General features: G+C 63.8%; 21 protein-coding genes. 7 read left to right on the plus strand and 14 right to left on the minus strand.

All coding sequences use genetic code 11. The features are described from left to right. Positions 1 to 14 precede the first annotated feature (14 nt). From AB0H22_RS07155 to AB0H22_RS07215, 13 genes are all read right to left on the minus strand, one after another. On the minus strand, positions 15 to 674 hold the full coding sequence (locus tag AB0H22_RS07155) for a TetR/AcrR family transcriptional regulator (RefSeq protein WP_358145704.1): 660 nt from the start codon (positions 672 to 674) through the stop codon (positions 15 to 17). 29 nt (positions 675 to 703) lie between these two features. Further along, the gene (locus AB0H22_RS07160; protein WP_358145706.1) at positions 704 to 1,954 is read right to left on the minus strand and encodes an MlaD family protein; all 1,251 of its coding nucleotides are present in this window, start codon (positions 1,952 to 1,954) and stop codon (positions 704 to 706) included. Further along, positions 1,951 to 3,144 carry an MlaD family protein gene (locus AB0H22_RS07165; RefSeq protein ID WP_358145708.1) on the minus strand — a complete coding sequence of 398 codons (1,194 nt, stop codon included), beginning with the start codon at positions 3,142 to 3,144 and terminating at the stop codon, positions 1,951 to 1,953. The genes AB0H22_RS07160 and AB0H22_RS07165 overlap by 4 nt, the downstream gene beginning before the upstream one ends. Then, complete coding sequence (locus AB0H22_RS07170; protein ID WP_358146130.1) at positions 3,144 to 4,238, minus strand: MCE family protein; 1,095 nt, start codon at positions 4,236 to 4,238, stop codon at positions 3,144 to 3,146. The genes AB0H22_RS07165 and AB0H22_RS07170 overlap by 1 nt, the downstream gene beginning before the upstream one ends. A gap of 29 nt (positions 4,239 to 4,267) precedes the next feature. After that, a complete protein-coding gene (locus tag AB0H22_RS07175; protein WP_358145710.1) occupies positions 4,268 to 5,314 on the minus strand; it encodes an MlaD family protein in 1,047 nt (348 codons plus the stop codon). Beyond that, the gene (locus tag AB0H22_RS07180; protein WP_180749287.1) at positions 5,307 to 6,374 is read right to left on the minus strand and encodes an MlaD family protein; all 1,068 of its coding nucleotides are present in this window, start codon (positions 6,372 to 6,374) and stop codon (positions 5,307 to 5,309) included. The genes AB0H22_RS07175 and AB0H22_RS07180 overlap by 8 nt, the downstream gene beginning before the upstream one ends. Further along, positions 6,371 to 7,870, minus strand: a complete 1,500-nt coding sequence (locus AB0H22_RS07185; RefSeq protein ID WP_180749288.1) for an MCE family protein — start codon at positions 7,868 to 7,870, stop codon at positions 6,371 to 6,373. The genes AB0H22_RS07180 and AB0H22_RS07185 overlap by 4 nt, the downstream gene beginning before the upstream one ends. Continuing rightward, positions 7,870 to 8,727, minus strand: coding sequence for an ABC transporter permease (locus tag AB0H22_RS07190; protein WP_180749289.1), 858 nt, complete (start codon positions 8,725 to 8,727; stop codon positions 7,870 to 7,872). The genes AB0H22_RS07185 and AB0H22_RS07190 overlap by 1 nt, the downstream gene beginning before the upstream one ends. 1 nt (position 8,728) lies before the next feature. Beyond that, positions 8,729 to 9,586 carry an ABC transporter permease gene (locus AB0H22_RS07195; RefSeq protein WP_358146132.1) on the minus strand — a complete coding sequence of 286 codons (858 nt, stop codon included), beginning with the start codon at positions 9,584 to 9,586 and terminating at the stop codon, positions 8,729 to 8,731. A gap of 659 nt (positions 9,587 to 10,245) precedes the next feature. Next, a complete protein-coding gene (locus AB0H22_RS07200) occupies positions 10,246 to 10,878 on the minus strand; it encodes a response regulator transcription factor (RefSeq protein ID WP_180749784.1) in 633 nt (210 codons plus the stop codon). 41 nt (positions 10,879 to 10,919) lie between these two features. Next, positions 10,920 to 12,062 carry an ATP-binding protein gene (locus tag AB0H22_RS07205; protein ID WP_180749785.1) on the minus strand — a complete coding sequence of 381 codons (1,143 nt, stop codon included), beginning with the start codon at positions 12,060 to 12,062 and terminating at the stop codon, positions 10,920 to 10,922. Positions 12,063 to 12,137: 75 nt separating this feature from the next. Continuing rightward, on the minus strand, positions 12,138 to 13,337 hold the full coding sequence (locus AB0H22_RS07210) for an AI-2E family transporter (RefSeq protein WP_358145713.1): 1,200 nt from the start codon (positions 13,335 to 13,337) through the stop codon (positions 12,138 to 12,140). A 42-nt stretch (positions 13,338 to 13,379) separates the two neighbouring features. Continuing rightward, the gene (locus AB0H22_RS07215) at positions 13,380 to 14,258 is read right to left on the minus strand and encodes an alpha/beta hydrolase (RefSeq protein ID WP_358145715.1); all 879 of its coding nucleotides are present in this window, start codon (positions 14,256 to 14,258) and stop codon (positions 13,380 to 13,382) included. Positions 14,259 to 14,414: 156 nt separating this feature from the next. Here AB0H22_RS07215 and AB0H22_RS07220 point away from each other — a divergent pair, with 156 nt between their 5' ends. The 5 genes from AB0H22_RS07220 to AB0H22_RS07240 all read left to right on the plus strand — a co-directional run bounded on the left by AB0H22_RS07220 (position 14,415) and on the right by AB0H22_RS07240 (position 18,408). Continuing rightward, positions 14,415 to 15,938 carry an adenylate/guanylate cyclase domain-containing protein gene (locus tag AB0H22_RS07220; protein WP_180749293.1) on the plus strand — a complete coding sequence of 508 codons (1,524 nt, stop codon included), beginning with the start codon at positions 14,415 to 14,417 and terminating at the stop codon, positions 15,936 to 15,938. Between the two features lie 27 nt (positions 15,939 to 15,965). Beyond that, positions 15,966 to 17,177: a YbhN family protein gene (locus tag AB0H22_RS07225; RefSeq protein ID WP_358145717.1), complete on the plus strand. Its 1,212-nt coding sequence runs from the start codon at positions 15,966 to 15,968 to the stop codon at positions 17,175 to 17,177. A gap of 55 nt (positions 17,178 to 17,232) precedes the next feature. Further along, on the plus strand, positions 17,233 to 17,772 hold the full coding sequence (locus tag AB0H22_RS07230; protein WP_180749295.1) for a YceI family protein: 540 nt from the start codon (positions 17,233 to 17,235) through the stop codon (positions 17,770 to 17,772). 30 nt (positions 17,773 to 17,802) lie between these two features. Next, complete coding sequence (locus AB0H22_RS07235) at positions 17,803 to 18,216, plus strand: DUF3054 domain-containing protein (protein WP_180749296.1); 414 nt, start codon at positions 17,803 to 17,805, stop codon at positions 18,214 to 18,216. Between the two features lie 66 nt (positions 18,217 to 18,282). Further along, the gene (locus tag AB0H22_RS07240) at positions 18,283 to 18,408 is read left to right on the plus strand and encodes a hypothetical protein (protein WP_255485624.1); all 126 of its coding nucleotides are present in this window, start codon (positions 18,283 to 18,285) and stop codon (positions 18,406 to 18,408) included. A 73-nt stretch (positions 18,409 to 18,481) separates the two neighbouring features. Here the strand turns inward: AB0H22_RS07240 and AB0H22_RS07245 are convergent, their stop codons facing one another. Beyond that, the gene (locus tag AB0H22_RS07245) at positions 18,482 to 19,222 is read right to left on the minus strand and encodes a hemophore-related protein (protein ID WP_180749297.1); all 741 of its coding nucleotides are present in this window, start codon (positions 19,220 to 19,222) and stop codon (positions 18,482 to 18,484) included. 354 nt (positions 19,223 to 19,576) lie between these two features. On the opposite strand from AB0H22_RS07245, the gene AB0H22_RS07250 reads away from it, so the two are divergent. Both AB0H22_RS07250 and AB0H22_RS07255 read left to right on the plus strand, forming a co-directional pair. Next, positions 19,577 to 22,357 (plus strand): MMPL family transporter, encoded by a 2,781-nt coding sequence (locus AB0H22_RS07250; RefSeq protein WP_358146135.1) that lies wholly within the window; start codon positions 19,577 to 19,579, stop codon positions 22,355 to 22,357. Further along, positions 22,354 to 22,875 carry a helix-turn-helix transcriptional regulator gene (locus AB0H22_RS07255; protein ID WP_358145720.1) on the plus strand — a complete coding sequence of 174 codons (522 nt, stop codon included), beginning with the start codon at positions 22,354 to 22,356 and terminating at the stop codon, positions 22,873 to 22,875. Before AB0H22_RS07250 ends, AB0H22_RS07255 begins: the two co-directional genes overlap by 4 nt. The last annotated feature ends 100 nt before the right edge of the window (positions 22,876 to 22,975 follow it).

The following is a 22,975-nucleotide window of genomic DNA, read 5'->3' on the forward strand; positions in this document are numbered from 1 at the left end:
CGCGCTAGGTAGGTCTACTCATCACCGGGGCCCGCACGGTCTAGGTCTTCTGCCGCTACATGTCCCAGATACGCGGCGTACAGGGTTCGGGACGCAAAGGATTCCTGCTCCCCCCACGGCAGGTGTGGCCTAGTCACCAGCAGCGAGGCGACCCCGTGAGTAGTCGCCCACAGCTGCAGGGCCGGTTCCAGGGTGTCACCCGGCGGGAACTGTTCTTCGTCGACGAGTTGTTGAACAACGCCCTGGAGGTGGAGAAAGGCTGAACTGCTAAGTATTTCGTCCGATTCGCTGCCGAGACGCGGTGGGCGTGCGGTCGCGAACCGGTACAAGAGCGGGTTCTGCGCGGCGAAGCGCACGTAGGCCAGGCCCAGCGCTTGCAGTCGTTCCAGCGCCGTGGAGATGTTGAACGTCGCCCGCTGCAGCGCCTCGCCGAGTTGTTCGAAGTATCTCGAGCACAAGGCGTCCGCCAACTCATCGGTGCTCGAAAAGTGGCGGTACAGGGACGGTGCCGTGATACCCAGCTCCCGAGTCAATTCGCGGGCCGAGGGAGCGCGGGCCTCGCCGGACCTGAGGATGAGGTCCATCGCCGTATCGATGATCTGCTGCCGCAGCCGCCAACCCTGTCCCCGGGCGAGGCGCTGCCGTGGTGCGGTTGGATTGTTCTCGTCACCCATGTGTCACTCCAACCAACCGCATATCTCGATCAGCGCGGAGGTTCGATGGGCAGCGTCGGCCCGCCTTGTGGAGTCGGGACGGTGAACCTCCCCTTGGGAGTGGGATCGGTCCTCTTCCCGAGGTCGGCGCCCGGCGGCGGGCCAGCTGTGTCATCGCCCGCGGGCCGCGGTGCGTTCTTGGCGCCGCGAATCAACACCGCCGGATCATCACTGACGCAATGGGTATAAAGCGGCGGCTCGGGAAAATCGGCGGTAGACGGTGGCACACGAGGGGTGCCGTAATCACAGGCATACCGTGGATACAGGTCGGCGGTGGCCCAGAGGCCGTTGTCGCGCATGGTGTCAGCGATCGCGCCGAACGTCGATCCGCGGTAGTTGGGAAAAAACGCATTGATGGCAGGTGCGCGAACATAGAGCATCTGCGAAACGGTGGCCAGGCTGGCGAGCAGGGTGACCATGGTGTCGGAGTTGTCGACGAACAGGTTGTCCACCGCGCCCAGTGTTGTGGGCGTCTGTCCTACCAGGGTGCGGTAGCCGTTCTGCATCTTGTCCACACCGCGTAGGGTGCGGCCCAGGCTGTCGGCGGTGGCCTTGATACCGGAGTTTTTATCGGCAGCCAAGGTCAGCACCACCCGGCTGGTCTTGAGGATGCTGGTGGTTTCCGGCAAGACCGAATCCAAGGTACTGAGCAAGAAGGTGCCGCCGTCGATGATCTCGGTGAGCTTGCGCGGGCCCTCCTTACTCAGGCTCAGCTCCCTTTTGATCAACTCCAGCTTCTTGGGGTCCACCTGCGCCAACAGCCCATCAGCATCAGCGAGCAGCTTGGCCAGCGTCACAGGTACCTGCACACCCTCGGCAATCACACTGCCGTCCTTAAGGAATGGGCCCTGTTGATCGGGTGTGCCTTCGAAGTTGAGGTACTGCTCACCCGCGGCAGAGAGGCCGGTCACTCGAACCTTGGCCGCCGCGGGGATCGTGTACTTCGACTGGATCTCGGCGGTCGCCTCGACACCCTGCTGGGTAATCTCCAGCGACTGCACCGTCCCGATCTTGACTCCCCGCAATGCCACATCCTGCCGGGGCAACAGCCCACCAGACTCCGGCAGCTTCACGGTGACCCGGTAGGTGGACGCAAAGGGGTTGGCGCGCAATGCACCCGCGAACAAGTAGGTCACTGCCAGGACCAAGGTCAATGCCAGTGCCACACCCGACAGCACTGCCTTCTGGCGATGACCGGCACGCACAGCACCGATCAGCGGATTGGCGATCGCGTTGATCATCGTCCGGCGCCTGGGGCCGCCGGAACAGGCTCGATGACACCGGGTTCGGTGGGGCTGGGGCGCACAGGAGTGTCCTGGCCATACGCACCCTTGCCCACAACGCGTTCCTGCAGGCGCCACAGCGTGTATTTGATGGACCCCGCCAGCTGCGCCCAGTTGGACCGCTTGGGCCCGTGGATGCCGATATCGGCGAGGGAGCCCACATCGGGTATCGAACCCAGGACCAGCTGGTCGAGCGACGCATGCAGCGAAAGTGAGTTTCCGGCAGTTGCTTTGATGGCCGTCGGGAGGATGCGGTTGAACGCAGCGAGGCTGGTGTCGGGATCCTGTGCCACATCGTTCCAGGCCCGGGAAACGGTATTGGCATCGGCGATGATGCTGCGACCGCTGGTATCGGTACCGGCGATCGATGGGAACCTCTGCAGCTGGCGTGTCGTATCACCCACTGTGAGCAGGAGTTCGGACAGCTGCGCGGTGTTGGCGGCCAGAGTCTCTGTTGCCGGCCCCGCCGCTGTCACGATATCGGCGACGGTCTGGTTCTTGGCATCGAGCCTGTCGGCCAACTGCGAGGTCTGGGTGAGGGCCTCGGAGATTTGCGCAGAGCGTGAATTCAGGGTGCTCAGTAGCTGATTGGAGTCCTTGATCAAGTCCCCGAACGCCTGGCCCTGATCGCCGGTCGCCTTGCCGAATCCATTGACGATGTTGGTGAGGTTGCGCACCGCACCACCGTTGGAGGCGAGCGCGGCCGAGCTCAGCACCGACTCCACCGTCGCTGCGGCGGTCGTCGCGTCGAGACCAATGGTATCGCCGTCGTTGAGGACCGGTCCGTCCGAGGGCACTCCTGCAGGGGGCCGGATCGAGACAAAAACATCACCCAGCGGTGTGGCCGACCGCAATTCGGCGGTACTGCCCTTGGGCAGCCGCACCCCGTCGAGGATGCGCAGTGTGGTGATGGCCGTGAAGTTGCTTACTCGCATCTCGTCGACCTGCCCCACATCGGCACCAGCGAGTTTCACCTTCGCACTGGCGGGCAGATTCAGGACATTCGAGAAGAGCGCAGTGAGGTGATAGCCACCGTCACCGATCCCGGGAGCGGGCAACGGCAGGTCACCCAGGCCGTTGGTCGCGCATCCGCTGAGGAGGGTGGCAGCCACTGCGGCCGACGCCATCAACCCCGTACGTGCGGCCATCATTTCTGTCCCATCGCCGCGAGTCCATCCAGGACGTAGGTCAGCCCGAAATCAGGCCCATAGTCCTGCAGGGTTCCTGTGCCGCAACCCAATTGGCGCAGTCCCATCATGTTGCAGATTTCCTTGTCCATCTGACTCTCGAACAGCAGCCGATCCGTCATGAACCGGACGCGCAGTCGCTTGTTGTCCTGGTCCACGACGTTGTACATGTTGTCCCACGCCAGCGGGGTGACGTCGATGAACTCGGAGATCTCGCGCTGGTTATCGACCACCGCCTTGAGGGCGGTGTTGGAGTTGAGGATGGTTTGTTTGAGGTCGCCGCGGTTGGCTTCGACGATGTCACCAGCCTGCTTGACCAGATCGTTGAACCTGCGGCCGGTGGAGCCGGTGCCCAACGCCTCATCATCGAGGATCCGACTCAGTTGACGCACGGTAGAAGCGAATTCACGCAGCTTGCCGTCATTGGCCGCCGCCGCGTCGAATAGAGAGCTGACGTTTTTGATGATGGTGGTCATCTGCTCGCGGGTGGTCGCCCCACCCTCCGAGCTCAGCCGCAGCGCCTTGGATAGCTCCCCCAGCCCGGCCTTGATCTTCTCACCGTTACCATCGGCGACTCCGGCTGCGGAGTTGATGATATCGGCTACCGGGCCCTGTCCTTTGCCATCTCCCTTGAGGGACAGCGAAAGCCGGTCCAGTGTGCCCAGCACCCGATCGAACTCCACCGGGGTCTTGGTGTGGCCCAGCCCGATCGTGTCACCGTCCCTTAGTGTGGGTCCGCCCCGGTAGGGCGGGGACAGCTCCACCTGGCGGTCGGTCAAGATCGACGTCGACAGCGTGACGGCCTGCACATCGGCGGGCACCTTCACGTCCTTGTCGACGGTGAACTGCACCTCCACGTACCCCGACTTGGGCGTGATCCTCGTGATCCTGCCGACCGGCATGCCCAGCACCGCAACCACATTGTCTTCATAAAGGCCCGAGGCATTCTCGAATTGCGCGGTCAGCGTGATGTTATCCAGCTTCGACTTCACGTAGTACGCGCCGGCACCAACAATGGCCGCGGCCATTACGGCCAACGTGCCGATCATGGCCATCAGCCGACTTCTTTTGTCGCCCTTGTCCGTCACTTGCAGTCCTTGAAATACGGGATCATTCCGAATTGCTTTGCCCGACCGCTGATCGCACACATCCACGAGTCGACCAGCAGACCGTTCGTCAGGTTGATATCGATGGCGTTACCGGTGCCGGTGGAATTGGCGATCCCGCGCAACAAGACCGGTGCAATCGGGTAAAGGCTCCGAAGCAGGTCATCGTGTTTACCCAGCATGTCGGAGAGCTCATGTGCGGTCCTGAGCATCTCGATGAGCTGCGGCCGGTCCTTGACGACAACCTTGCTGAGTTGTTCGACAAGATTCGTGAACGACTGCAGCATCGCGTGGAAGGTACTGCTGCGCATTACGAACTGACCGAGTAGATCCTGTCCCTGGTTGACCAGAACGCCGATACCGGACTGCTGGCGGCGCAGCGTGTTGGTGATCCTCTCGGTGCTCTTAAGCAGGGCGCCAAGTTGATCGCGCCGATCGGCAATAACCGAGGACAGCGTCTGAATGTTCGCCATAGCTTGTGGAATGACATCGGGCAGCCCCTGCAGCTGCTTGCCCAAGATGCTCAGTGACTGCGCCACCTTGTCGAAATCGACCTGATCGAAGGTGTTGGTCGCCCCGGCCAACGCGGACTGCAAATCGTAGGGAACCTCGGTATGAGCAAGGTCAATTGTCTTGTCGGGTAACGGTCCTGCACCCCTGGGACGCAAATCCAGGTACCGGGAGCCCAGAATCGTGGTGACCCGGATCGAGGCCTTGGTGTCCTTGCCGAGCTTGATGTCGTCGCGGACGCTCAGCCCGGCCTCGACGTGATCGCCGACCAGCTTCATGCTCGTGATGTTCCCGACGGGGATGCCTGCCACGGTGATCGGCTGGCCCGCCCGCAGCGACGCGGCCTGCGCGAACTCGGCGGTGTAGCTCGTGTAGCCGAGACCGATGGCCTTGATGAGCAGCATGCCGCCCACGAGTGCGCCGATCACCGCGATGGCGATGAACCCCAGCCAGGTCTTGTTGTAGGTCTCGACCGGTCGGTTCTTGATCCTCTGCCGCCTGGATTGCTCAGCCATTGGCCATGTTCCTGCATCGCGGGGTGTATTGAGCCACGTTTCCGGGTGTCGCCGCGTTGACGATGATCGGTATCACGTCGTTCAGGCCCGGGAAGAAGCCGGTGAGGTTCAGATCGCACATGTAGACGTTGATGAACGCACCCTCGGAGTAGAAGCGGGACAGCCCCTTCAGCACGATCGGGAGGTTGTCCCCCAGGAAGGCGTATTGAGGTTCGATACTCACCACGTGCTTGCCGAATCCGGGCTGGCGGGTAATCAGCTCGTCGAGCGACGGGTTGACTTCGTTGGTGATCTTCGACAGGCGACGCATGGTCTGCGCCAGCGACCCCACCGAGGACACCAACTCGGGACGCTTGCGATCCAGGTCCGACACCATCTGTCGCGTCTGGGTCAGCATGTTGTCCAGGCCGTCGTTCTGCTGGGCGAGATTGCCCGTCACGGTGTTCATGCTGGTTATCACGTTGCCCAGCGCCTGGTCGCGGCCCGCGAATGTTCTTGTCAAAACCGAGGTTTGATTGACCAGGGTGACAATCGAGGCGTTATCCCCCTGGAGCGACTGAATGACACCCTTGGTCAGGTTGTCGGCCTGCTCCGGGGACAGCGTGCTGAACAAGGGCTCGTAACCGTTGAGCAGTGTCGTCACATCGAAGGACGGGTCGGTGCGCTCCACTGGGATCGTCGCCCCCGCGGAGAGCACTGTGCTGCTGGCGGGGTCACCGGACTTGCCCGGCGACAGACCGAGATAACGCTGGCCCACGATGTTCTGATACGTCACCGAGGCAATCGTGTTGCCGTAGAGCTTCTGGTCGTTCTGAACCACGAAGTCGACCCTGGCCTGCTCGTTGTCGACCAGCTCGATCTTCTGCACACGGCCCACCCGCACACCGGCCATGCGCACATCGTCCCCATCACGCAGGCCATACACATCGGTGAATACCGCCGAATACGCTGTGGTGCTTCCCGATACATCGCGGCGCAGTGTGGCGTATACCAACCAGCTGAGTGTCATGGCCACGGTCATGAAGACCACCAGTGCGATCAACGGACCACGGAACTTCACCGCGGTACCTCCTTAACGAACGACACTGCGGTCCCCCGAGCCACCGGCCCGAGCAGTAGCTGAGTGGCGGGAGTCGCCGGACCACCGGTGAGCACACCGAGCTGATCCCGTTCACGCCGGCTACCAACGGGTCCGACGTTCCCGCCAAATGAGGCGGGCGCTGCTGTCGGCGGTTGCACGTCCTCGGGATCAGAGGTGCCGGGCACGCGAGGTGCCGGGACAGGCTGCCACCACGGCAGCGGTGGGTTGGGGTCGACCAGGTTCGGGCCGCCCGGCGGCGTGACATTCGGCGGACCCACTGCGACGAGGTTTCCGTTGGGACCCACTACCGTTCCAGCCGGTGGCGTCAGATCCGCCGGTGGCTTGTAGTTCTGCGGGAGCAGTGTCTCGGGAAGATCCGGGCGCACCACCTGTTCAGGAGCGGTGAAGCAGCTCGGCCCCTTTATCTCGCCATAGCGCGGGCAGTCGGCACGGGTGTAGGTGTAGCTGGGGGCCAGTGTCACGGCGATAGGCATGTTCGGGAGGTCCCGGTCTGCCATCCACATCTGCTCAAACCAGTTGCGGGACAGCTTGTTCATATTCCGGAAAATCGGAACAAACTTGTCGGCATTCTTGGCGAAAACACCGATCGGAGGGGTGAGCCCGGTGGTGATGCCGATGAGCTGGTCGGTGTGGTTGTCGAAGGCCTGCCTGGTGTTGCCCACTGTCGTCAGCCCGGCGTGCACCAGGCTCGTCAGCTGCTCGCGCTTCTCGGCCAGGGTCTGCATGGGCCGCACCGCCTGGTGCAGTGAGTCCAGCAGATCGGGAGCGGTTTGTTTAAGGCCTTCGGTGGCATCGAGCAGTGCCGAGGCGGTCGAGGGCCCGGCGTCGGTGGCCACGATCGCGTTCAGCTCGGCGATGAGCCGGTTGAGCTGGGCGCCACCGGTGAGCAGTTTGACCCGTCGGCTGTCGGTGGCTGCCCCCACCGCAGCCAGGATGCCGACCGAGTTGTCTTCACGACCACGGCCGGTGGCATTGAGGACATCACGCAGCTTGCTCACGGTGGTCTGGAACAACACGGTGGGCAGCTGTTGGTCCTCGGCGATGTGGGCGCCGGCGCGGATGGGGGCACCGGGTCCGCGGTCGACCAGCTGCACCGAAGACACCGCGAACACATTGCTCGGCACCACGCGGGCGGTGGCGGTCGCCGCGATTGACTTGGCGTACTGGGGTTTAAGATTGATATGTACGAAGTTCGGTTTGTTGCCGATCGCCGGTATGACCTCGTCGACCTCGCCGACCAGCACGCCGCGATACTTCACGTCCGACTTCTGCGGCAGCCCGTCACCGACATTCACCAGATCGGCCACCACTCGGACGTGATCATCGAGCCGCCCCGCAGACTTCAACAGCATGGTCCCGGTGAGTGCCGCGATTGCCGCGATTGTCACAACGGAAACCGCAAGAAGCTGGTTATCGGAAGGGCCGCGCCCATCCACTTCAAAGGAATTCGGCATCAGCCACCCAGCCTGGCGCCGGCATCGACGCTCCACAGCGCCATGGTCAGCAGCATGTTCACCATCACGACAACTGTGATGGCGGCACGCATGGCATGCCCGGCAGCAATTCCCACGCCCTCGGGCCCACCGCTGGCGTAGAAGCCGTAGTAGCACTGGACCGTTGAGGCGATCCACACAAAGACCACCGTTTTGATGATCGAATACACGATGTCGATACCGCTGACACCAATACCGAAGTAGTGCAGATAGGAACCCACCGAGCCGCCGCTGAGGATGCCCACCATGACCTGGCAGGACATATAGCTGATCGCCAAGCAGGCCAGATACAGCGGGATCACCGCGATAACCGCCGCCATCAGCCGAGTTGTCACCAGGAACGGGATCGGCCTAATGGCAACGGAATCCATGGCGTCGATCTCCTCGGCGATCCGCATCGACCCCAGCTGTGCGGTGAACCGGCAACCCGCCTGCATCGCGAATGCCAGGGAGGCCATGATCGGCGCGAGCTCCCGAGTACTGGCCAGCGAGCTGATGATGCCGGTGGCGGGTCCCAGCCCGAGAAGGTCCAGGAAGTTGTACGACTCAATGGCCACGAGTGCACCTGCGGTGACCCCCAGGACCAACGCCACTCCCGCAGTTCCACCGCCGACCACCAATGATCCATTGCCCCAGGCGATATCGGACAGATGGCGCAGAAACTCCTTCCGGTACTGCCGCAGCACCACCGGGATAGCGCCGAGAGTGCGAAAGAAGAAGGCCACCATGTGGCCGAACCGCATCAGCGGACGACGAATCCTGTTGTAGATAAGTATGAACGGCCGACGCCCTGGCGCCAGATAGCTGGATACCGTCATGTCACAGCCCCGTTCGCGGGAACAACATGATGTACAGCTGGCTGATGGCGACATTCACGACCATCAACAACAGGATCGATTCCACCACCGCGGCGTTCACGGAGTTGGCAACACCAATGGGACCACCCTTGGTGGACAGGCCCTTTTGACACGACACCACAGCAACGATGGCTCCGTAGATGATTGCCTTCAGTACCGCCAACACCATGTCGCCAGGGGTGGCGAAGGAGGCGAAGGTAGACACGAAACTGCCGGGCGCGCCGCCTTGCCAGTAAACGTTAAACAGGTAGGCGCCAAGGAATCCTACGAAGCACACCACACCCGTCAGCGCTACGGCGATCATGATCGCCGCGGCGAACCGGGGCACCACCAGCCGACGGATCACCGAGACACCCATGACCTCCATGGCATCGGTCTCCTCTCGCATGGTGCGAGAACCGAGGTCCGCGGTGATCGCCGATCCCACGGCCGAAGCCATCAACACCGCGGCCACCAGCGAGGCGGCCTGGCGGATGATCGCGATACCGCTGGCCGCGCCGGCCAATGAGGTCGCACCCACTTGGCCTGCCAGCAAGGCGAATTGGATCGACAGCGTGACACCGATGGGCAACGTCACCAGGATGACCGGAACGATGGCCGTCGAGGCCTGGAAGGCGCCCTGCCTGACGAACTCCTGCCACTGGAACTGTCCGGTGAACAGGTCGATGAAGAACCACTGGATAGTGCGGACCCCAAGCATGAACTGCTCACCGACCGTGCTCAGAGATTCGAGCGGGTGCCGCTTGACATACCCGGTGGCCCAATCCTGGATTACCGCTGCACCGTCTTCGGCCGCGGCTTGTCCGGCGGGTGCGGTCACGACAGAGCTGGACACAGCGTCACTTCTCGTCCGACGACGGGAAGTGACGCACGGATCGGCGCACCACGCATTCCAGACTCCTCATTGATTCCGGCATTCGCTGACGAGCCACGGGCTGCGGTGCCAGTGAGCGTTGACGATAAACGATCAATCGTTAATTGAATAGTCGGTCATATCCTAAATCACACCGATTGGTCTACTGTGTGCCAGATCACACATTATGTAGTCGCAGTCAATGTGGCCCATATCGACCCGCCGCTGTCGGCACGAATCATGCAGTAATCAGGGAGTTTTGGGGTTACACCTCGGCCCGGGGGGTCGATCGGGCCGGTGGCAGAGGGATGCCGCGATCCCAACTCCCCACCAGCGCTACCGCTCACCGTTCCCCCGCAATAGCCGAGAAGGTAGCGCCGGGCGCATCGCGCACGCCTCACAAACCCATGTCGACACTATTTGCTAGGCGCGTGCTGCCGGACAGCCGACGTCGGCAGATCTTCTGGCAGCACAGCTGCGCGCACGTCAACAGCTACTACTTCGACAAGAACAACGACGCTCCGCCCGATCGCAACTATTGAAATAGCCTGACACAGTAGGACATTCAGCCCATGCAACTATCGATTCGCGCAATCGGCGCCAGAGGTCGCCGCCGGCTGAATAATCTATTCGTCGAGCCCGTGTTCGATGGCGTACCGGGTCAGTTCCACACGGTTGCCCAGCTGGAGCTTACGCAGGGTCGATTGCACATGATTCTCGACGGTTCGGTGGCTCAGCGATAGTCGAGTCGCAATCTGCTTGGCACTCAATCCTTTCGCGACCAGCCGCAGCACCTCGGTTTCCCGGTCGGAGAGCCTTGGCGTGTCATCGGTATCCGTCGCGGGTGTGCTCGACATGCGCCGGAACTCTCCGAGCACCAACCCGGCCAGGCCCGGCGTGAATACCGCTTGGCCCTTGGCCGTGGCATTCACGGCGTCGATGAGCTCGACAGCGGATGCGCTCTTGACCAGATACCCCGTGGCTCCGGCCTTCACCGCTTCCAGTACGTCCTCGCGTTCAGCGGAGGCCGACAGCACCAGGATATGGCTGCCCGGGGAAACCGCCAGTACAGCTGCGGTGGCCTGTGCGCCATCACCATCGGTCAGCTGCATGTCCATCAGCACCACATCGGGTTTCACCGTCGCCGCGATCCGGCCTGATGAGGCGACACCGTCGGCAGTGGCCACCACCCGCAGCCCCGCCGCCTGCAGGTCACGGGAAACGCCATCGCGCCACATCGGATGATCATCGACCACCATCACCGAAATAGGCTCGTTGTCAGTGCTTTCGGGCCTGTCGGTCATAACCCCACCTCCTGAGATTTGGGCACCGTGATCTCCCATTCGGTTCCCTCCTCGGGCGCGGTCTCCAGCAGGACCGCGCCGCCAAGATCCGCTACCCGGCCCAGAATCGACCGGGACACGCCCATCCGTCCCTCACGTTCGGCCTGATCCAGCCTGCCGTCCGCAATACCGCTGCCGTCATCGCGCACCGTTACGACCACCGAATCCTCCAGATCCTCGATGAGCACGTACGCGTGCGCCTCCGGTCCGGCATGCAATGCCACATTGGACAGTGCGCTACGCACCACGGCGGCCAGTTCACTGCCCATGTGCTGACCGATAAGCACCGGCGAGCCCGGGGCCGACACCGAAACGGCGGTACTGGCCTGAGTGCGCAGGAGTGGACGCAGATCGACCAATTCGTCATCGGCGAGCGTGGTCTGTGTCGCACCCGATATCAGCTCCCGGAGCGCAACTTCCTGTTCACCGGCGATCGCAGCGAGTTCTGCTGTCGGGCCACCGATCTCGGTACCTCGCCGCTTCACATAGGACAGCACTTGCAGCACTCCGTCGTGTACCTGCCGGGACAACCGCTCGCGTTCGATCGCCGCCGCGGCCGCTCGTTCCGCGCGGCGCAGTTCGTAGAAGGTGCGCTTCGCGGTAGTCGACGCGGCACCGATCGCGAGCCCCACCACCACCAACGCGGGCATGGTCGAATCGAGCCACAGCGCGCTGACCGGGAGTCCACGCGCCGCGATGCTGACAGCGGCGAGAACGAAACCGGATATGACACCGGCCAGCTGTCCGCGTAGCAGCCCCACGGACACCACCGCGTTGGCCACCCACAGCGTGGTCGGCAGGGCTTGATGCCCGCTGTACCACTGCACATCGACCACCAGGCGTCCGGCGAGCATGAGCGCAATCACGATCACCTGGTCACACAGCACCAGCTGCCACCGGCGGAACCAGTTGCGAGACAGCGCGACTGCCGCGAACCCCGTCCATATCGCCATGACGGCATACAGCGCCCAGCTCAGCGCCTGCCGGTCGTAGTGCGTGTAGGACACCCACTGTGAGGCCAGCAGCGCGTACCCAAAGCTCGCCAGCCGGAACACCTGCGCGGCCCGCCACAGCGACGCCGTCGGATCGTTACCGCTCACCCAGCGTGGGACGGTTCCGTGTCCGGATGCGCTGCTCAATGCTCTTCACCCAAGAGGTTCATCGCAGACGCTCCGTCACTCCTTGGGCGGAGCCGGGCCCAATTCCGGTACTCCGTTGCCCGGGCCGGCGTTGACCGCCGGCGGGCCCTTGTCGGGCACCATCTCCGGATCGAGGATCTCCGCCTCCTCTTCTCCTTCAATCAGATACGGATCGTCGGAGTCGTCCCGTTCTATCAGTGCACGGATGGCAGTGTTGAGCACTGCGACAACCGGCACGGCCAATAGCGCGCCGATGATGCCACCCAGCACGCCGCCGGTCGCAATGGCCAGCACCACCGCCAAGGCATGGATTTGGACCGCACGCCCCATGATGAGCGGTTGCAGCACATGGCCTTCCACCTGCATCACCACGATGACGATCACCAGGATCATCGCCGCGGTGAAGGGCCCGTTGGTGATGAGCGCGATGAACACCGCCACGAATCCAGATATCGCGGCACCGATAATCGGGATGAACGCTCCCAGGAAGACCAGCGAGGCCAACGGAAGCGCAAGCGGCACACTGAAAACCGCCAGACCCACACCGATGCCCACGGCGTCGACGAGCGCCACTGCGAAGGTGGCCCGCACGTAGCCGATCAGCGAGCCGAAGCCCAGAACGCCGGCACGGCGCACCCGCGGCCGCACATCCGTGGGAAATATCCGGGTAATGAACTCCCAGATCTCCTTGCCGCCATACAGAAAGAAGATCAGCGTGAACAGCGTCAGCACGAGGCCGGTGATGATCTCGGTGACCGTGGTGGCGGTGGCCAGCGCCCCGCTGGTCACCTTGTCTTGGTTGTCCTTGATGCTGTTGACCAACGCATCGCCGGCCTTGCCGATCTGTTCTTCGCTGACGTGGAACCGGCTGTTGATGGCCCAGTTCTTGAGCGAATCGATGCTGTTGGTCAGCTGGGTCGACAGGTCGGGCAAGCCCTTGATGAACTGGTCCACCACGAACGTCAGGATTCCGCCGACCGCTGCGGTACCGGTGAGGAGAACCACCACTACCGCCAGCGAGCGCGGAACCTTATGCCGTTCAAGGAAGTTGACCGTCGGCACCAACAGTGCCGCGCCCATCAGAGCAAGTAGCAGTGGGATGGTGATCGTCTTGAGGTGCCAGAACAACCACAGCGATGCAAGCCCGAAGGCGAGCAGCACCAGCAGGCGCCAGGACCAGGCAGCCCCCTTGCGCACATATGGATGAACCGACTCGGCGGCGTCAGCGTGCGTCATGCGGCGAGCCTAACCCAGCAACGTAGGCGAAGAGCAGTAGATCTACCCCTGCGCGACAGGCTCGGCCAGCACCTCGGTCAGCCACTTCACCACAAGTTCGGGCTGTTCGTCGACGATGAAGTGACCGCAGTTGGGCACCTCGGTGATGTTCAGATCGTCGGCATGATCCCTGAAGCCCTCCAGAAGCGAGGGATGCACGGCCACATCGTCGAGCCCGAACAGCACCCGCACCGGCATGGCGAGCTTCTGATCGTCGTACGGTCCCCGCGCCAGCTTGGCGAACTCCTTGCCGACCATGGACCGGTAGATCTTGGATCCGGCAACCCGGCGGTCGCGGTCCCGGAAGCAGCTCCGGAAGAAGTCCACCGATTCTTTGGGCATGCCGCTGCGGCGGATGAACCACCACAGCGTCGGCGACAGGTGCGATAACGGCCCGACCAGCGGAGCGCCCACCACCAGCTGGTAGGCCAGCTTGTGGGCGTGCCTGGCGACGCGTCCCGGCTCCTGCCACACCGGTGGGATGTTGAGGATGGCCAGCCGCCGGATGCGTTGTGGCGCCTTCAGCGCGACCAGCTGCGCGGTCCAGCCGCCCCAGTCATGGCCGACCAAATCGAAGCTCTCCAGCCCCAGCGCACTCGCCGCGGCGAGCACATCGGAGGCGAACTGCTCCTTCTCGTAGCCCTTCGGAGTGACCTCGCTCCAGCCCGCGCCACGCAGATCGATGGCGTACACCCGGTGCCCGGAGTCGGCCAGCGCCGGGATGACGTTGTGCCACATCCACCAGTTTTCCGGCCAGCCGTGCAGCAGCACCACCGGGCGCCCGTCCTGTGGACCGGCGACGGCGACGTGAATCTTCACGTCCCCGGCTTGTACGTATTCGTGGGTCACGCCCTCCAGGACGGGCATGCTGCGCTGCGTCATGCACGGCACCCTACCGCGCAGTAGGTTCCGCGAGATACCCCCACCTTTCCCGGTCCGTCCAGGGCATACACACGCCCTAGAGCAGGAAGAACTGGCATGCTTCGTGATGTCACAGAAATTGGGGTAAAACGGGAGTAGACCGATCGGAATACCTGAGTGATGGAACGGCTGCGCGAATGGTTTCGGGCCATGCATGTGCTGGGCCCACGCTGGACGGTGTTCGTGGCGTCCATGGTCGGCATCAACTCCGCGACTCTCCTGTTGCTGTTCTACTTCCTGCGCCACTGGATGCCGTTCAAGCAGCCACCCCATGACTGGGTCTTCGAGAACGGGCCGCCCTTGTTCTGGGCGCTCTTCGGCCTCATGGTCGTCACGAGCGTCGGCTGGGCACTGCACATGGAGCATCGCCTGGCGCGCTGGTACTGCCGGGGCGGGCCACCGACAGCCCTGGAGCTGCGCACCGCGTTGACCGCACCTCTGCAGCAGTCGTTGGTCCATCTCGGCGGGTGGGCACTCGGTGCCGCCGTATTCATTGCCATAGGTGCGGCCCACGACTCCAAATGGACCCTGGCCACCATCATCGGCTGTCTGCAATCCGCGACGGGCAGCTTCGGTCTGACCTACCTGCTCGGAGAACGGATCCTGCGCCCTATCGCCGCAAAGGCCTTGAGTGCCAGCGAGTTCCACGGACGTTTCGCACCCTCGGTCTTCGTACGGGTCCGGCTGAGCTGGTGGATCGGCACGTTGGCGCCCGCCATTGGAATCATCGCGCTATGCGGTATGGCCCTGTGGAAGCCGGACGACCTGACCTCCACACGAGGACTCGCCCTCACTGTCCTACTCATCGTCTCGACCACCCTGGTCGCAAGTTATGGGTTGGCCCTGCTGACCGCCGGGCAGTTGGCCGACCCGGTGCGCCAGCTGCGCGCCGCCATCAGCAATGTGGCAGAGGGCGATTTCGGTACGCGCGTCGATGTCTACGACGGCAGCGAGCTCGGTGTCCTGCAGGCCGGGTTCAACCGGATGATGCAGGTGGGCGAGGAGCGCCGTCAGCTGCGCGAGCTGTTCGGTAGACATGTGGGTGCCGATGTGGCTAGCCAGGCACTGCAGCTAGGCACCAACCTAGGTGGCGAAAGCCGTTATGTCGCAGTATTTTTCGTCGACATGATCGGGTCAACCTCGATGGCAGCCGACCGCGATCCCGAGGAGGTGCTGACGATCCTCAACGACTTCTTCCGCATTGTGGTGGAAGTTGTCGACAGCCGGGGAGGCTTCGTCAACAAGTTCGTCGGCGATGAGGCGCTGTCGGTCTTCGGCGCACCGCTGCACCGCCCGGATGCCACCACGGCGTGCCTGGCCGCCGCGCGCGAACTACGCGAACGGCTTACCGCGGATTTCCCGCATCCGTTCGAGTTCGCGATCGGGGTCTCGGCCGGGCTGGCCGTGGCCGGGAACGTGGGCGCCCCCGAACGCTACGAGTATTCGGTGATCGGCGATCCGGTAAATGAGGCATCGCGGCTTACCGAACTCGCCAAACACCGGCCCAGTCGGCTGCTCGCATCCACCAACGCGCTGTATTTCGCCGACCCCGACGAACAGAAACACTGGGATCACGGCGACTCTGTGCTGCTCCGGGGCCGCACCAGGGCGACACACCTGGCGTGGCCTGCGGGAACCTGAAAGATGTGACCGGCTCGCGCCGTTACTGTGGTGCCCGTGCCCGATGACCGTGAGCCTCTTGTCGGCGGCAACACGCCGCCCGAGCGAGACGGCTCCACCCCGGGCCCGTGTCCGGACGATGACGCGCCCACCGCGCCTCAACCCGTCATCAAGCGGCGGGGAAAGTACTGGTGGGTGCGGTGGGCGATCTTCGTGGTGGTCGCGGTCGTACTCGCGGTGGAGATCGGGTTCGTGTCCGATCAGCTGGCCTCGGCCTGGCGCAGCCTGACGACCGCCAACCCCTGGTGGGTCCTGGCTGCGGCCCTGGCGGCCATGTCCTCGATGCACAGCTTCGCCCAGATCCAGCGGACGCTGCTGCGTTCGGCGGGCGTCAAGATCCGCCAATGGCGCTCCGAGGCGGCCTTCTATGCCGGGAATGCGCTGAGCACCACCCTGCCCGGCGGTCCCGTGCTCTCGGCCACCTTTATCTATCGGCAGCAGCGGCTATGGGGAGCCACTCCGGTGGTCGCGTCCTGGCAGTTGGTGATGTCCGGGGTGCTGCAGGCGGTCGGGCTGGCGATCCTCGGCCTGGGCGGCGCGTTCCTGCTGGGTGCCAAGACCAACCCGTTCTCGTTGATCTTCAGCATCGGTGGCCTGTTGGCCATCCTGGTCCTCGCCCAGGCGGTCGCGTCTCGGCCGGAGATGCTCGACGGGATCGGTGTCCGGGTCTTGCGCTGGGTCAACGATGTTCGTGGCAAGCCCCCGATGATGGGGGTGGCCCGCTGGCGCGAGATCCTCAAGCAGATGGAAGCGGTGACCCTGACCCGGCGGGCTCTCGGGGAGGCCTTCGGCTGGTCGTTGTTCAACTGGATCGCCGATGTGGCGTGCTTGGCCTTCGCCGCCTATGCCGTTGGCAGTCGCCCGTCGCTCGTCGGCGTCATGGTGGCCTATGCCGCGGCCCGTGCCGCCGGCTCGGTTCCGCTCATGCCCGGCGGCCTGCTGGTGGTCGAGGCGTTCCTGGTGCCCGGCCTGGTGTCCTCGGGAATGACCCTTCCCGACGCGATCTCCGCGATGCTCATCTATCGGGCAGTCAGCTGGATCTTCATCTCCGCGATCGGCTGGGTCATCTTCTTCTTCATGTTCCGCGACGAGAGCCAGGTCGACCCCGACGCCACCCCCAGCACAACCAAGGAGCCCGAACCCGTCGCCGCCCCTCCCCCGGATGAACCCCCGAAAGATTCTTCGGATCCTCCGAAATAAACCGGACCATAGTCCGGTTGGTATGAGTGTCTCACCCCGACTTTGAGGAGCACTCATGACCACGACCACCCCCACACTCACCGCCGGAACCTGGGCTATCGACTCGGTTCACTCGGATATCACCTTCTCCGTACGCCATCTGGGCGTCTCGAAGGTCCGTGGCTCATTTACCGACTTCAGCGGAGAGCTCGTGGTCGCCGAGGACGGCACCCCCTCGGTATCGGCCACCATCGACGTGGCCTCGGTTAGCACTCGCAACGACCAGCGCGATACTCACCTGCGCTCAGCCGACTTCTTCGACACCGACAACCACGCCACCGCCACCTACCGATCCACTTCCGTACGCACCGACGGTGACGACTATGTCGTCGACGGCGAGCTGACCCTGCACGGCATCACCCAGCCGGTCTCGCTGAACCTCTCCCTGGAGGGTGTCGGCCCGGGCGCGCAAGGCGGCACCGTCGCCGGCTTCGAAGCCAGCACCGAGATCAACCGCGGTGACTTCGGCGTCACCGGCGGCGCCGGGCTCGTCGGCGAGAAGGTCACGCTGACCTTCAACATCGAGGCCGGTCACCCGGAGGCACCCTCCAACTGATCCCCGCACGGCACCCGCTACGGTCGGGGAATGCCCAGCGCGCAACGGAATTCACTCACGCAGAAGCCGGCGGCATCCGTACTGTTCTCACTGGTACTGGATGCCGTCGGCATCTTCGTCTTCTGCACCATCGGCCGTCGCAGTCACGACGAGGGCATCACGCTGCTCGGCGTGTGGCAGACGGCGTGGCCATTCCTGACCGGCGCCGGCATCGGCTGGCTCCTCAGCCGGGGCTGGACCCGCCCGGCCTCGGTGGCCCACACCGGGATCGCGGTCTGGGTCTGCACGGTCCTGTTCGGGATGATCCTGCGACGACTAAGCAATCAGGGTGTGGCGTTCAGCTTTGTCATAGTCGCATCGCTGGTCACTGCGCTGTTCCTGCTCGGGTGGCGCGTCATCGCGAAACGACTGATCCGCACGTCCCACGGATCGTCAAAAAAGTAGAGAGCCACCGTCAGGATCTCGTCAACGCGCTTGGATCCGCGCCCACGGCCCGCGCAAGCTGGCTGCATGGAAGGTCTCGCCGCCGTGCTGGTTCCCCTCGCCGGTTATGCCGCGGTACTGCTCTCTGTGCGGTACCTCAATCGTCACGACGATGTCGCCCCGGCAGCAGGCTCCGAAGCCCTGACGCGTTAAACGCCAAAAAGGCCGTTTGTGCACGAACCCCGAGAAGGGTCGTGCACAAACGGCCTTTTGGTAACGACTACGGCTAGACGCGCGGCCCGGGTGCGGGGCCTGTTCCGACCGGGCCGGCCGGAGCGGGAGCGGCTGGAGCGGGTCCCGGCACTGGTCCGGGCCCCTGCGGGAAGTTGGCAGCCGGCACCTGGTTCTGGATGGCGGACTGCACGGCCGGGTTCTGCACGAGTGCCTGTGCCGCCGGGTTCTGCGCCACCGACTGTGCGGCCGGGTTCTGCGACAGCGCGGTCAGCAGTGCCGGGTTCACACCCATAGCGGCGGGGTTCAATCCACCGCCGTTGACAACCTGTGCCAGATCCAGCGGCAGACCGCACTTGGTGCGCAGGTCGTTAAGCGGTGCAGCGATGCCACCGAGTGAGCCGGCGACATCGGGCCGCGACACCAGGTAACTCTGCGTCTTGGTGGCGATCTCGTCCTGCGGGGCCGCCTTGATCTCGGTGAACGCCTGGTCGACGTCTGGATGCTGCTCCAGATAGCCCGCCGCGTTCTGCACCACGGTGCCGACGGTCTTGGTCATCTTGCTGGCCTGGCACCCGTCCGGCGTGGGTGTGGCAGGAGTCACCGTCGCCGCAGCGGGTGCTGCGGCATTCGGGGTGGGTGCCGGTGCGGCGGGGGCCGCGGGAGCCGGAGCGGGAGTCGGGGGGACTGGTTCGGCCGCGGCAATGGGTGCCAGGGCGCTCATTGCGAGCCCGCCAGCGAGAACACCTGCGCTCAGCAAGCCGTAGGCCGTGCGCCGCGAGGTTGTGGCTGACATGACATTCCTCCTACTTGTTTGTGGGATTACAGCCAAGGTATCGAAATTCGGCGGCATTTCGAAACACGGACTCGCCAAGTCACCAGAGAGTTACCGAGTCTTTATAGTCGGCCAGATTCTGAAATTCCGCATCCCGCTCACGATCCAACGCAACGTTGCCAGGGAGCGCGAAGAGCACGTCCAGCCACCACTCGTTTTTCGCCAAGGCAGGCTGTTAGTAACCGTGTCATTGCAGGTTGCCGGGATATATACAGACAACACGCGTGGTTGGTCGCGTTGCTGTAGCATCACGAGCACGCCACAGGAGACTGCGTGCGTCACACCGAACGACAGGGACTATCTGTGCAGTCAGTCATGATGCGCACCAGCGACTACCTCCGTAGGTATCGCTGGTTGACCGTCGCTGTCTGGCTGATTCTCATTGTCGCCGCGGTAGGGCTGGTAGTCGACCGCGGCGAAAAGCTCACCGGCGGCGGCTTCGAGGTCGCCGGATCGCAGTCCCTCAAGGTGCACGACGCAATGGAGACCGGCTTCCGCGAGCGGGGAGCCTCTCCGCTTGCCCTGGTCGCCGCACCCCGCCCCGACGCCAGCGTCACCGATATGACCGCCGCCGTCGACTATCTGAAGCAGGTGGCGGCTCAGATTCCTCAGGTGTCGATCGAGCCGATTCCCCCGCAACTGACCCCACAACCGGACCGTCCGTTCGTCGTCACCCTGCGGATCGGCTTCGACAACACCGGTGCGACCGATATCGCCAAGGAGCTCCGCAAGAAGATAGGTGTGCACGGCGGCGAGCCGGGGCAGATCGCAGGCGGCCGAGTGTCCCTGTATGTGATTGGGCAGGGCGCGCTGGGTGCCGCGATGACCGAACAGATCGCCGGTGACATCAAGCAGGCCGAGAAATGGAACATCCCGGTCATCCTGATCGTGCTGATCGCGGCGTTCGGCTCTCTCGCTGCGGCCTCACTGCCCCTGCTATTGGGTCTGTGCACGGTGGCGTTGAGCGTCGCGCTCGTCCTCGCGCTGTCGAACATCACCACGATGTCGGTGTTCGCTCTGCCGACGGTGACGATGATCGGTCTCGCCGTCGCGGTGGACTACTCCCTCTTCATCCTCATGCGATACCGCGAAGAGCTGAACTCGGGGAAGAATCGGCAAGAGGCGATAGCCGCGGCCATGGCCACCTCGGGGCTCACGGTCACCTTCTCCGGCCTGACGGTGATCGCCGCCCTAGCCGGTATCTACCTGATCGGAACCCCCGCGCTGGCATCGATGGCCTCCGGCGCCATCATCGTCGTCGCGATCGCCGTTCTCACCTCCACCACGCTGATGCCCGCCCTGCTCGCCATCTTCGGCAAGGCCGCGGCCAACCAGTCCCGGCTGTTGCGCGTCTCACCGCTGCGCAAGCATTCGATCCCGTTCTGGCGCAAGTGGACCCAGCAGGTAATGCGCCGACCATGGCTTTCCGCGCTGGGCGCTTCGGTGTTCCTGCTCGCGCTCGCGGCACCGAGCCTGCACATGCACGTCTCCAATAGCATGCTGCGCCAATTCGATTCCTCCCACGAAATCCGCCGAGGTATCGACGCGGCGGCCGTAGCCATGGGGCCGGGTGCGCTGGGGCCGGTGCAGGTACTGCTTACCTTCACCGGCGATAAGGGCAACGCGCAGGATCCTCAGCACGCACAGGTCCTCGAGACTGCGAAGGAGAAAATCGCGCAGGCCCCGAATATCGCGCGGGTTTCCGACCCGGCGTTCTCAACCAACGGTCACGACGCACTTATCTCGGCCGTACTGTCGGTGGACCCCGAGGCAACCGCGGCGCGCGACACCGTCAGCTGGCTGCGCACGAATGTGCCCGACGCGCTCGACAATTCGGGAGCCGAGATCAATGTCGGCGGTCCGACGGCGCTGCTGTTCGACTACGACAATCGGGTCGAACACTCCCTCTGGGCCGTCTTCGCATTCGTCTGCGTGCTCGCATTCGTGATGCTGCTGGTTACCCTGCGCTCGCCGGTGCTGGCACTCAAGGGCGTGGTGATGACCGTGCTCTCGGTCGCCGCCGCCTACGGCAGCCTGGTGATCGTCTTCCAGTGGGGATGGTTGGAATTCTTGGGCTTCCACCAGGCCAATATCGACAGCAGTATCCCGCCGCTGGCCTTGGCGCTGACCTTCGGTCTCACCATGGACTACGAGATCTTCTTGCTAGCCCGCGTGCGTGAGCGATACCTGCGTACCGGCGACTGCGGTGACGCTGTCTCATACGGGGTGCGCACCAGCGCGCGCACCATCACCAGCGCGGCACTCATCATGATCGCGGTGTTCATCGGATTCGCCTTCGCCGGAATGCCATTGGTGGCGCAGCTGGGCGTGGCGTGCGCGGTGGCGATAGCCGTTGACGCGACGGTGGTGCGCCTGGTCCTGGTACCAGCGCTGATGTCGATGTTCAACAAGCGCAACTGGTGGCTGCCCGGCTGGCTCGATCGGGTGCTACCCACGGTGGACTTTGAAACCCCCTGTGTCGACGAGCTTCCGGGCCCGCACACCGAAAGTGCGCTGCGGCTGCAGGGTTCTGGATTTGAGGAACCGCGCATCGACTACCACGCCATTGCCGTCTCGGCGGCCAGGCTCAAGCGCCTATCCGATGACACTGTTGCGGTACCCGAGACACAGCCGATGCTCGCGGACCGCTGGCGTGACAACTTGACTGTGGCCCTGGAGTCCCTGCAGGCCGGCAAAAACGGAACACATACCGACACAATCGAAATGCCTGGACCTCTGTCCCGGATCACACCGATGGAAATCGCCCAGGTCAAGCTGCCGACCGGACAGAAATGCGCGGTGCCCACCGACGCCGAAGCGCTCCGCATGCAGGGACTTTTATTGATGCGCCGCAATGCCGAACGCGATTACACCGAGTTCGCCCGGCTCGCTTCGCTGATGGAACCGCGGATGGCGGCGAAGGTCCTCGCCGGGATCGATCAGCATTACTGTGTACAGTCCAATCAGCGGTGGGTTTCCAGCCAGCTGGTGCGCCGGCTCGCTGACCCGAAGCCCGGCGATGGCACGATCGAAAGCCCAGCGGTGCGCAGACAGTGTCTGTCCGTGGCGGTGGCGATGTTGGAGGATGCGAGGTGACGGTCACGAGCGACGCGCCGGCCGTCTCCCCCGAAGTGCCCGATGAGCCTTCGGGTTCCGGCGCCACGGACACTGGTTCCGACCAGCCGCAACACGGTGGCAAGCCGGTCACTCATTGGACCACCGCTGAGATGCTGGGTGCCCTGCAAAGCGGCGACCTGTCTGATTGGCAAGAAATCGTCCACGCGCTCAAACGTGACCCGTTCGGACGAACCGCACGCCAGGTCGAGGAAGCGCTCGGCTCCGATGAGCTCTACGGCATTTCAACCGCACTGCAGGAAGTTCTCACCCGAGCCCGCGACGATCTTGCCGAGGCCGAACGGCGCGAGGCGACCAACGAGATCAACCTGTTGTTCGAGGCCTCCGGTCTACGCGAGGCCGAGTTTGCCTCCCGCATAGGTGTTTCAAGTGGTGAGCTCTCCGCATATCTGGCGGGTACGAGCATGCCCTCGGTGGCGATGCTGATCCGTATGCGCCGAGTCGCCCGCCGGTTCGGGCGCACCCGACCTCGCGGATAGCCATCCCTATTCCGCTGACATTGTTTACGGGTACCTGCGTAACCAATGCCAGTTCCCTGAAAGACCGTGGATCGTTATGGCAGCCCTCCTGAAATCGGCC

It is taken from the genome of Mycobacterium sp. NPDC050853 (assembly GCF_040653875.1).
Taxonomy (GTDB): domain Bacteria; phylum Actinomycetota; class Actinomycetes; order Mycobacteriales; family Mycobacteriaceae; genus Mycobacterium.